The organism is Pseudonocardia sp. (genome assembly GCF_050246655.1).
Taxonomy (GTDB): Bacteria; Actinomycetota; Actinomycetes; order Mycobacteriales; family Pseudonocardiaceae; genus Pseudonocardia.
In genome coordinates, this window is the sequence record NZ_JBFWVQ010000157.1 from 1 (window position 1) to 10,198 (window position 10,198).

General features: G+C 74.1%; 10 protein-coding genes. 7 read left to right on the forward strand and 3 right to left on the reverse strand.

What is annotated here, in order from left to right:
• Positions 1–13: 13 nt before the first annotated feature.
• The 3 genes from panC to AB7J25_RS28255 are packed head-to-tail and all read left to right on the forward strand — an operon-like array spanning position 14 to position 2,100.
• Entirely contained in the window at positions 14–823 is an 810-nt protein-coding gene (gene panC, locus AB7J25_RS28245; protein ID WP_428514005.1) for a pantoate--beta-alanine ligase, read from the forward strand.
• 7 nt (positions 824–830) lie between these two features.
• Entirely contained in the window at positions 831–1,247 is a 417-nt protein-coding gene (gene panD / locus AB7J25_RS28250; protein WP_428513989.1) for an aspartate 1-decarboxylase, read from the forward strand.
• A 1-nt stretch (position 1,248) separates the two neighbouring features.
• Positions 1,249–2,100 (forward strand): type III pantothenate kinase, encoded by an 852-nt coding sequence (locus AB7J25_RS28255; RefSeq protein WP_428513991.1) that lies wholly within the window; start codon positions 1,249–1,251, stop codon positions 2,098–2,100.
• Here AB7J25_RS28255 and AB7J25_RS28260 read toward each other — a convergent pair.
• Together AB7J25_RS28260 and AB7J25_RS28265 are read right to left on the reverse strand one after the other, a co-directional pair.
• Positions 2,019–2,744: a class I SAM-dependent methyltransferase gene (locus AB7J25_RS28260; RefSeq protein WP_428513993.1), complete on the reverse strand. Its 726-nt coding sequence runs from the start codon at positions 2,742–2,744 to the stop codon at positions 2,019–2,021. The two genes, AB7J25_RS28255 and AB7J25_RS28260, sit on opposite strands and share 82 nt — an antisense overlap.
• Before the next feature lie 20 nt (positions 2,745–2,764).
• The gene (locus tag AB7J25_RS28265; RefSeq protein WP_428513995.1) at positions 2,765–2,941 is read right to left on the reverse strand and encodes a hypothetical protein; all 177 of its coding nucleotides are present in this window, start codon (positions 2,939–2,941) and stop codon (positions 2,765–2,767) included.
• Between the two features lie 224 nt (positions 2,942–3,165).
• On the opposite strand from AB7J25_RS28265, the gene AB7J25_RS28270 reads away from it, so the two are divergent.
• The 3 genes from AB7J25_RS28270 to AB7J25_RS28280 all read left to right on the forward strand — a co-directional run bounded on the left by AB7J25_RS28270 (position 3,166) and on the right by AB7J25_RS28280 (position 6,301).
• Positions 3,166–4,113 carry a sporulation protein gene (locus AB7J25_RS28270; protein WP_428513997.1) on the forward strand — a complete coding sequence of 316 codons (948 nt, stop codon included), beginning with the start codon at positions 3,166–3,168 and terminating at the stop codon, positions 4,111–4,113.
• Between the two features lie 324 nt (positions 4,114–4,437).
• Complete coding sequence (gene lysS, locus AB7J25_RS28275) at positions 4,438–5,892, forward strand: lysine--tRNA ligase (RefSeq protein ID WP_428514007.1); 1,455 nt, start codon at positions 4,438–4,440, stop codon at positions 5,890–5,892.
• Between the two features lie 67 nt (positions 5,893–5,959).
• Positions 5,960–6,301, forward strand: a complete 342-nt coding sequence (locus tag AB7J25_RS28280; protein ID WP_428513999.1) for a histone-like nucleoid-structuring protein Lsr2 — start codon at positions 5,960–5,962, stop codon at positions 6,299–6,301.
• 12 nt (positions 6,302–6,313) lie between these two features.
• Here the strand turns inward: AB7J25_RS28280 and AB7J25_RS28285 are convergent, their stop codons facing one another.
• Positions 6,314–9,205 carry a BTAD domain-containing putative transcriptional regulator gene (locus AB7J25_RS28285; RefSeq protein WP_428514001.1) on the reverse strand — a complete coding sequence of 964 codons (2,892 nt, stop codon included), beginning with the start codon at positions 9,203–9,205 and terminating at the stop codon, positions 6,314–6,316.
• Between the two features lie 128 nt (positions 9,206–9,333).
• Between AB7J25_RS28285 and AB7J25_RS28290 the strand changes: the two genes are divergently transcribed.
• Positions 9,334–9,936: a GNAT family N-acetyltransferase gene (locus tag AB7J25_RS28290; RefSeq protein ID WP_428514003.1), complete on the forward strand. Its 603-nt coding sequence runs from the start codon at positions 9,334–9,336 to the stop codon at positions 9,934–9,936.
• Positions 9,937–10,198 lie beyond the last annotated feature (262 nt).

Sequence of the window (10,198 nt, forward strand, 5' to 3'; positions counted from 1 at the left end):
GAGCCCCGCCGCGATCGCCCCGGTGACCCGCGCGCTGCGGGCGGCGGGCCGCAAGGTCGCCCTCGTCCCGACGATGGGGGCGCTGCACGAGGGGCACCTCGAGCTGATCCGGCACGCCCGCCGGGTGCCCGGCTCGGGCGTCACCACGGTGTCGATCTTCGTGAACCCGCTGCAGTTCGGGGCGGGGGAGGACCTGGACCGCTACCCCCGCCCGTTGGAGGAGGACCTGGAGGCCTGCCGCGACGAGGGGGTGGAGCTCGCGTTCACCCCGGGCGTGGCGGACATGTACCCCGAGGGCGCCCAGACCACCGTGCACCCCGGCGCGCTCGGCGCCGAGCTGGAGGGGGCGGTCCGACCCGGGCACTTCGCGGGCGTGCTCACCGTCGTGGCGAAGCTCTTCCACGTCGTCGCGCCGGACGTGGCGTTCTTCGGCGAGAAGGACTACCAGCAGCTCGTCCTGGTCAGGAAGATGGTGCGCGACCTGGACTTCCCGCTCGCGGTCGTCGGCGTGCCCACCGTGCGGGAACCGGACGGGCTGGCCCTGTCCTCGCGCAACGCCTACCTCACGGCCGAGCAGCGGGCCCAGGCCCCCATGCTGTACCGCGCCCTCACGGCGGGCGCCGCGCACTCCGCGAAGGGCCCGGACGCCGTCCTCGACCGGGCCCGGTCCGTGCTCGCGGAGGAGCCCGCGTTCGCCGTGGACTACCTGGTGCTGCGCGACCCCGAGCTCGGCCCGGCGCCGGCGCGCGGTCCGGCGCGGCTGCTCGTCGCCGCCCGCATCGGCGCCACCCGCCTGATCGACAACGTCCCGGTGAAGCTGTAGGAGAACGATGTTCCGCACGATGATGAAGTCCAAGATCCACCGCGTGACCGTGACGCAGGCGGACCTGCACTACGTCGGCTCGGTGACGGTCGACCGCGATCTCATGGAGGCGGCCGACCTCCTGGAGGGCGAGCAGGTCGCGATCGTCGACATCACCAACGGCGCCCGCCTGGAGACCTACGTCATCCCCGGCGATCGCGGCAGCGGCGTCATCGGCATCAACGGCGCCGCAGCGCACCTGGTGCACCCCGGCGACCTGGTCATCCTCATCTCCTACGCACAGCTGGGCGAGGCCGAGCTGCGGCGGTACCGGCCGCGGGTGGTCTTCGTCGACGCGAACAACCGCATCCTCGACGAGAGCGACGACGCAGGCCACGCCCCGGCCGGCTCCGGTCTGCTCTCGGGAGCTGTCACGGCGGCCTGACGTGCTGCTCTGCGTGGACGTCGGCAACACCCAGATCGCGCTCGGCGTCTACTCCGACGGGGACGGGGACGAGGTGCGCCCCCCGCTGGTGCGGGACTGGCGGATGCGCACGGACCGTCACATGACGGCGGACGAGCTGGAGGTCGCGCTGCGGGCCATGCTCGGGCCGCACGAGGTCACCGGTGTCGCGGCGCTGTCGACGGTGCCGAGCCTGCTGCGGGAGATGCGCCTGCTGCTGGACCGCTCGGAGCTGCCCAGCGTCGTCGTCGGCCCGGGGGTGCGGACGGGGGTGCCGCTGCTCGTGGACAACCCCCGCGAGGTCGGCGCGGACCGCGTCGTGAACACCCTGGCCGCGCACCGCCTCTTCGCCACGGCGTGCGTGGTCGTGGACTTCGGGACGTCCACGAACATCGACGTCGTGTCGGCGAAGGGGGAGTTCCTCGGCGGGGTGCTGGCGCCCGGGATCGAGATCTCGATGGAGGCGCTCGCGAACCGGGCAGCGGCGCTGCAGACCGTGGAGATCGTCCGCCCGCGGTCGGTGATTGGCAAGAACACGGTGGAGTGCCTGCAGTCCGGGGTGCTCTACGGCAACGCGGCGCAGGTCGACGGGCTGGTGACGCGGATCCTCGCCGAGCTGGGGCCAGGACCGGTCACGGTGATCGGTACCGGCGGGCTCGCACCCCTCATGGACGGCGTGTCGGAGACCATCTCGGCGTACGTGCCCGATCTCACGCTGCTCGGGCTGCGGCTGGCCTACCTGCGCAACACCGATCAGCCGCGGACGGCGCGCAGCACCGTCGCGACCAGCGGGAGGTCGAACTCGCCGCGCGTCTCCGGCCGCGAGCCCAGGTAGGCGCGCACCCGGCCGTAGGTGGCCTCGACCTCGGCCGGGTCGCCGACCAGCGCCCACGAGTGCGTGCCGATCGTCGCGATCAGACCTTCGACGGTCAGCCGCTGGGCGTGCGCGAACTCGGCGCGCTCGCCGGGCGCGAACCCGGGCCAGTCCGGGAGGCCCGGGCGGTCGCCGCCGCGCGGCATCTGCCGTTCGTGCCAGGCGGCCTCGTGGTAGCCCGCGACCCAGTCCACCTCGTCGTCGTCCGCGTTCCACATGGCCGCGAGCACTCCGCCGGGGCGCAGGATGCGCCGGATCTCCGGCAGCGCCCGCGCCGGATCGAACCAGTGCATGGCCTGCCCGGCGAGCACCGCGTCGACCGAGCCGTCCGGCAGGGGGATCGCCTCGGCGCTGCCCTCCCGCGCGTCGATGCCGGGGAGGCGGCGGCGCAGCTCGGCGAGCATCTCCGGATCCGGGTCGACCGCGGTCACCCGCAGGCCGCGCGCGACGAGCGACTCCGTCAGCTTGCCGGTGCCCGCGCCGAGGTCGACGACGTCGCCGGTGCGCCCGCCGAGCGCCCAGTCGATCGCGGCGGCCGGATAGCCGGGACGGTGGACGGCGTAGTCGCCGGCGACGGCGCCGAAGGAGCGGGCCCGATCGTGCATGCCTTCGACGGTAGGCGCGGTCAGCCCTCCCGGGCCGGGTCGCAGCGCGTCTCGCCGTCGGGATCCCGGTCGAAGGGCACGCCGCGGATCGAGATGACCGGGCTGGGGCGGCGCGGCACCGGGATCGAGAGTGCGGTGCGCACCTCGTGGAGGAGGTCGTAGCCGTAGTCCCCGGAGTAGTCGTGGTCCGCCGACATCGCCGTTGCCTCCCGACGCACCGCGCGTGGTGACTACACACTGTAGCCATCTGCATTCGAACGGTGTACAGAGATCGTCGCCTGGCCGAGCCGTTGGGGGCAAGAGCGTTCACTCTCCGGGTGAGCGATCGCCCGGGACGGTGGCTCGGCGTGTCACACGGTCGGTTGTTGCGCATCCGACCGTCCCCACCGAACGGCGGCCTGGTGCCCCTAGGGTGGCGCCCGTGCGTGGACCCGAGGCCGAGATCGAGTTGGTGACGGACGGGAACGTCCACCTCCCTGGCGGGACGATCACCGCCACGGTGCGGATCACCGCCCGCGCCGACCTCGAGGAGGCCGAGTGCTCGGTGGCGCTCTTCCACGTCGACCGCTATCGGCGCAGCGACTCCGAGGGCGCCTCGTGGACGCAGGACTCCGAGGGCGCCGTCGCGGGCGAGTACGTCTACCAGGGGCCGATGCGAGCGGGCCAGGTCGTCGAGGCCGCCGCGGTGCTCCCGGTCCCCCGCCGGATCGAGCCGCCCGAGGGGCCGCAGGACCTGGTGGACGAGCGCTACCCGCCCGCCGGGGACGCGGCGGACGGCGACAGCTACGACGTGTGGATCGAGCCCGAGGAGCGGTGGGGGCCGCCGACCAGCGCCGGTGCCGGGGTGGGCTCGGAGTGGTTCGTGCGCGCGGACGTCGGCGGCGCGGGGTTCCCGGAGCCCGCCCAGGTGCCGGTGATCGTGCTGGCCCCCGCGATACCCGCCCCCGATCTCCCGGCCGCCCGGGTCGGCGGAGGCACGCCCAAGGCGGCGATCTCGTTCTTCGGGTTGCCGCGCACCAGCGTCCGGGCCGGGACGGCGGTGCGGGCCACCGTCCGGGTCTCGGCGAAGGAGGAGTTCAAGGCCCGCGGTGTGCGGGTCGAGCTGGTGCGGCGAGCGAGCATCGCCGCCGGCGGCAGCACGTCCGTCACCCGCACGGTCGCGGCCACCGTCGACGTCTCCGGCCAGGTGGTGCTCGCGGCCCGCCGGCCCAAGGATCTCGCCTTCGCGATCGACGTGCCGGCCGACGCAGGCCCGTCGATCGTCGGTGAGGACTACCGCATCGACTGGCTGCTGCGTGCGGTGGTGGACCGTCCGCTGCGGCGCGACGAGGTGTGGGAGCAGGTCATCGCGGTGCACACCGCGCCGTGAGGCGTCGTGAGCTGCCGTGACCCGACCCCGACCCCGGCCCCCGGCCCCCGGCCCCCGGCCCTGCGCGAACGGCACGTACGGGAAATAGGTCTTCCCGTACGTGCCGTTCGCGCGGGTCGGGTGGGGGAGTCGCGCAGGTCGGGCCGGGGGAGTCGCGCAGGTCGGGCCGGGGGAGTCGCGCAGGTCGGGCCGGGGGAGTCGCGCAGGTCGGGCCGGGGGAGTCGCGCGGGTCGGGCGGGCGCTGGGGCTGCGCCGGCCGCTGGCTAACCTTCCCGCGTGAGCGCGCTTCCGCCCGAGAGTCCCGACACCGATCTGCCCGAGCAGATGCGGGTCCGCAGGGCCAAGCGGGCCGACATGCTCGCCGCGGGCCACGACCCGTATCCGGTCGCCGTCGCGCGCACCCACAGCCTCGCCGAGATCCGCGCCGCGCACCCGGACCTCCCGCCGGACACCTCCACCGGCGAGACCGTCGGCGTCACCGGCCGGGTGATCTTCCTGCGCAACACCGGCAAGCTCTGCTTCGCCACCCTCCGCGAGGGCGACGGCACCGAATTGCAGGCCATGCTGAGCCTCGCGAAGGTGGGCGAGACCGAGCTCGCGCGGTGGAAGGCGAGCGTCGACCTCGGTGATCACGTGTTCGTGCACGGGGAGGTCATCACGTCCCGGCGCGGCGAGCTGTCGGTGCTCGCGGACTCCTGGGCGATGGCGGCGAAGTCGGTGCGGCCGCTGCCGGTGGCGCACCGCGAGCTGTCGGAGGAGACGCGGGTGCGCCAGCGCTACGTCGACCTCGTCGTCCGGCCGCAGGCCCGGGAGATGGTGCGCACCCGCGCGACCGTCGTCCGCACGCTGCGCGACGTCCTGCACGAGCGGTCGTTCACCGAGGTGGAGACCCCCATGCTGCAGTTGCAGCACGGCGGAGCCACCGCACGCCCGTTCGTGACGCAGTCCAATGCACTCGACCTCGACCTCTATCTGCGGATCGCGCCGGAACTCTTCCTCAAGCGCTGCGTCGTCGGAGGGATCGAGCGGGTCTTCGAGATCAACCGCAACTTCCGCAACGAGGGCATCGACTCCACCCACTCGCCCGAGTTCGCGATGCTCGAGGCGTATCAGGCCTACGCCACCTACGACGACATGGCCGAGCTCACCCGGGAGCTGGTACTCGCCTCCGTGCGGGAGATCTTCGGTTCCACGGTCGTCCGGCATGCGGACGGATCGGAGCACGATCTGGGCGGCGAGTGGCGTTCGGTCTCGCTTCACCAGGCGGTGTCGGAAGCCGTCGGCGAAGAGGTGACGCTCGACACGTCCGTCGAGCATCTGCGCAAGCTCGCGGACGCGCGATCGGTGGAGCTCAAGGATTCCTGGGGTGCGGGCGAGATCGTCCTGGAACTGTTCGAGAAGCTCGTCGAGCACGATCTGGTCGCGCCAACGTTCGTGCGCGACTACCCCGTCGAGGTCCGGCCGCTCACCCGGGCACACCGCGACGACCCGCGCCTTGCCGAGGCGTGGGACCTGATCGTCTTCGGAACGGAGCTGGCCACGGCCTATTCCGAGCTGGTCGATCCGGTCGAGCAGCGTGCGCGGCTGACGGCCCAGTCACTGCGCGCTGCGGCGGGCGATCCGGAGGCGATGCAGCTCGACGAGGACTTCCTGCGGGCGATGGAGTACGGAATGCCGCCCAGCGGCGGGATGGGAATGGGCATCGACCGCCTGCTCATGACGCTCACCGGGCTCGGTATCCGGGAGACCATTCTGTACCCGTTGGTGCGTCCCGAGTAGTAGCGAACCGCCACCAGCGCTATCGTTTGCGTCGACAAGCATCCGGCATTCCATTCGGGAGAACGAAGTGGCGCAGGTTCGCGAGGTCCGGCTCATCGACGACCTGGACGGCAAGGACGCCGACGAGACCATCGAGTTTGGATTCGAGGGTAGGTCGTACGCGATCGATCTGTCGACGGAGAACGCATCGAAGTTGCGGGACATCTTCGCTGATTACGTCGGTGCCGCCCGGCGGATCAGCGGCCGGCGGTCCCGGGGCAGCGCCCCGGCGGCAGCGCCGAAGCGGGCGTCGATCGACCGCGAACAGAACCAGGCGATCCGGGAATGGGCGCGCAAGCGCGACCTCAAGGTCTCCGACCGCGGGCGCATTCCGGCGAGCGTCCTGGAGGCCTACCACAGGGAGCACTGAGCCCGGGCCGCTTCAGGCCGGCCGGGCCAGCGCCCGGCGTGCGTGCGCGACCGCCCCGGCGAACCCCAGCGCCGCGCCCGCCGCGAGATCGGCCTGCGTGGCCTGCTCGCCGCGGCGGACCTGGATCGCGGCGAGCGCCTTTCCGATACGCAGCCCCTCGATCACGAACCGCGGGTGCGAGTCCTGTGCGGCGATCACGGCACCTGCGAGCACTGCCGCCTCCTGATCGGCGCCGGCGCGCGCGAGCAGCACGACCAGGTTGCCGAGCGCCCACCACTGCACCATCTCGTTGCCCAGCAGGGCCCACTGCTCGAGGACGTCCGGGAACATCCGCAGCCCGGCGGCGGGGTCGTCGACCCCCGCCGTCAGCGCCTCGGAGGTCCGGGCGATGGCGACGAACAGCCTGCTGTCGACGCCCTCGCCGTGCACGGCGGCCGTGCGGAAGTGCCGCAGTGCGCGAGCGTGGTCGATGGCCGCCACGGCCAGGCCGGTGACGCACCAGGCCCACGCGGTCGCCGTGGGGTTGCTCACGGTCTCCGCCTCGGCCAACAGCGCGTCGACCTCGCGGGCGGCCTCGGCCGTGCGCCCGCCCATGACGAGCGTCTGCAGGACGGAGGACTCGTAGAGCACGCCGAGGGCGGGGACGCCGGCCGCGCGCCAGCGGGCGGCGAGGAGCCGGTACGTCCGGACCGCGTGATCCGTCTCGCCGCGGAAGAGCTCCAGGTCGGCGCGGACCTTCAGCGGGGCGAGCGCCGCCGGCTCGTCCGGACCACCGGCCAGCACGACACCGCGCTCCGCGAGCGCACCGGCGGCGTCCAGCCGGCCGACCGACCACTCCGCCGCGGCGGCCGTCGTGAGCACCTCGGGTCCGCGCTCCGGGTCCGCCCCGGCGTCGTCCAGGACCTCGGTGCCCCAGCGCAGCAGGTCGAGGCGCTGCCGGAAGTAGGCGTAGTCGTGCACGTCCCCGGCAAGCCGCAGGGCGAGGTGACGATCCTCACCGAGGGCGGTGCGAAACGCGGTATGCAGGTCGGCGACCAGGTCGTTCAGCGCGGCGACGGCCCGTGGCTCGTCGCGGGTCCACAGCAACGCGGAGTGCCGCGTGAGACGTGCGGCCGTGTCGGCGGCATGTCGGCGGCGCAGCTCCCCTGCCTCACCGGCGGCCTCCAGCCGCTCGGCGGCGTGCGTCCGCAGCACGTCCAGCAGCACGAACCGGGTGCCGGCGCGCTGCACGAGCGACTGCTCGACGAGGCGGGCGAGCAGGTCCGCGATCCCCGTCGCCGGAAGCAGCCCGTCCGCACAGACCGACTCGACCTGGTCGAGCGAGAAGCCCGCCGGGAACACCGACAGCCGCGCGTACAGGTGCGCCTCGGGCTCGGTGAGCAGGTCGTGGGACCACTCGACGACGGCGCGCAGGGTCCGGTGGCGGCGGTCCGCCGTGCGCCTGCCCCCGGCGAGCATGTCGAGGCGCCCGTCCAGCCGTTCCAGCAGGGCGGGCAGCCCCAGCGCAGCAGCCCTGGCCGCACCGAGCTCGATCGCCAGCGGGAGTCCGTCGAGCCGGCGGCAGGCGCGGACCACCAACGCGAGGTCCGCGTCGCCGAGGGTCGCGGGCTCCAGGCCGGGCGCCCGCTCCACGAACAGCCGGACCGCGGGGTTGTCGCGGTCGGGCCCGGTCGGCAGCGGCAGCGGCGACAGGGCCTTCACCGCCTCGCCGTCGAGCGCGAGCCGCTCGCGGCTGGTGACGAGCACCCGCAGCTCGGGGGCAGCGTCGAGCAGCCGCTCGACCAGGTGCGCCACCGCGTCGACGACGTGCTCGGCGTTGTCCAGCACGAGCGTCCCCCGGGTGTCGGCGACGGCAAGGCACAGGTCCTCGACGAGATCCGTTCCGGCGCCGATCTCGATGCGCAGCGCGGTGGCGACCGCCTCGGCCAGCCGTTGCGGCTCCAGCGGCACGAGGTCGACCCACCACACCGCCCGGCCGGCGGAGGCCATCCGGTGGGCCAGCTCCAGGACGGTGCGGGTCTTGCCGACCCCGCCCGGGCCGACGAGCGTGACGAGCCTGCGGGACGCGAGGGCCCCGGTGAGGTCGTGCAGCTCGTCCGCGCGGCCCACCAGCGGTGACGGCCGGGTCGGCAGGCGCGTACCGCGACGTGGCGCGGGGGCCGCCCGGGGCGGGGCGACGTCGGCCCGCAGGAGCCGCGTCTCCAGCTCGCGCAGCCGGGGCGACGGGTCCAGGCCCAGCTCCTCGCCGACGAGCGAACGGTGCCTGCGGAAGGCCTCCAGCGCGTCGGGGGTGCGCCCGAGCGCGGCCAGCGCCCGCATCGCGATCTCCACCGGGCGCTCGCGCAGGGGGTGCGCCGCGCTGAGGTCGGCGGCGAGCGCCGCGGCGGTGGCCGGGTCGCCCGCCTGCAGGAGCGCGTCGGCCCGGGTCTCGCGGGCGGCGGTGCGCAGGGCGTCGAGCCGGGTGGCGGCACCGCGGGCGAACCCGTCGGCGAACTCGCCGTACGCGGGCCCCCGCCATAGCGCCAGGGCCTCCTCCAGAGCCAGCGCCGCACCGGCCGGGTCCGCGGCGAGGCGCGCCGTCGCCTCGCGGGTGGCCGCCTCGAAGAGCTCGGCGTCCACCGCGTCCCGGCCGACGTCGAGCAGGTAGCCCGGCGGGCGGGTGCGGACCAGCGCCCCGGCCGGGCCCAGCGCGCGACGCAGCCGCGACACCGTTGTGTGGACCCCGTTGCCGACGTCGGCGGGTGGCTCACCCGGCCAGACCGCCTCGGCCAGCCGGTCCAGCGCGACGACCGCACCCGGGTCCAGGAGCAGCGCGGTGAGGAGTGCCCGGGAACGGGCCCCGCCCAGCACGACGACGCCCGCGTCGGACTCCACCTGGAGCGATCCGAGCACCCGGAACAGCATCGCGCCTCCACGATCTGGCCGTCCGCCAGGGAAATCGTGCCAGCCGGACGCCAGGGATCCGACAGGCGCGACGGCCAACGTGACGTCGCCGGGCCCGCGAGAGCCCGGCCGACCGAGAGGAGAGACGAATGAGCATCCCGACCGCCGCCGTCACCGCGGCGCGACCAGCCGACCGTGGCGACGTGGTGACCGCCCTCGCCGAGGCCTTCCAGGACGACCCGGTGTTCGCCTGGCTCGCGCCCGACCCGGCCCGGCGCAGCGTCCTGCTACCCGAGTTCTTCGCGCTCGCCGCGGACGCCGTCGCCCACCACGACGCGACCTGGCGCGCCGGGGACGCGGGCGCCGCGTTGTGGACCGCACCCGGGCAGCCGCCGATGACCGAGCAGCAGGGGGAGCGGTTCGGGGCAGGCTGCGCGGAGCTCGCCGGTCCGGACGCCGAGCGCTGGTTCGCCGTCATCGAGCTGCTCGAGGCCCATCACCCGGCCGGTCCGGACCACCACTACCTGTGGTTCCTCGGCGTCCGGCCCGGTGAGCAGGGTCGCGGGCACGGCACCGCGCTGCTGCGGGCCGTGCTCGACGAGGCCGACCGGACGGCGACACCCGCCTACCTGGAGGCGACCAGCGAGGACAACCGCAGGCTGTACGCCCGGCACGGTTTCGCCGTCACCGCCGAGCTCGCGGTCGCCGGCGGGCCGCCGCTGTGGGCCATGTGGCGCGAGCCCGCCGGCTGATCCGGCCGCCTGCCACGTCGGACGCCCTGGTGTTGGCGCCCGTCGTGGCGGGTGAATCGGTGCGGAACTCGCAGGTGTCGGAGGGTTCGTCGGCGATCTGGGACTCGCACCACCGGCGACCACGCGCAAACGCCGGATATCATGGTGCGACGCGCTCGCGGCACAGCAGGTGCCGCAGACGTGGGCGCAGCAGGCGAGGAGTTGTAGATGTTCGAGAGGTTCACCGACCGGGCGAGGCGGGTCGTGGTCCTGGCGCAGGAAG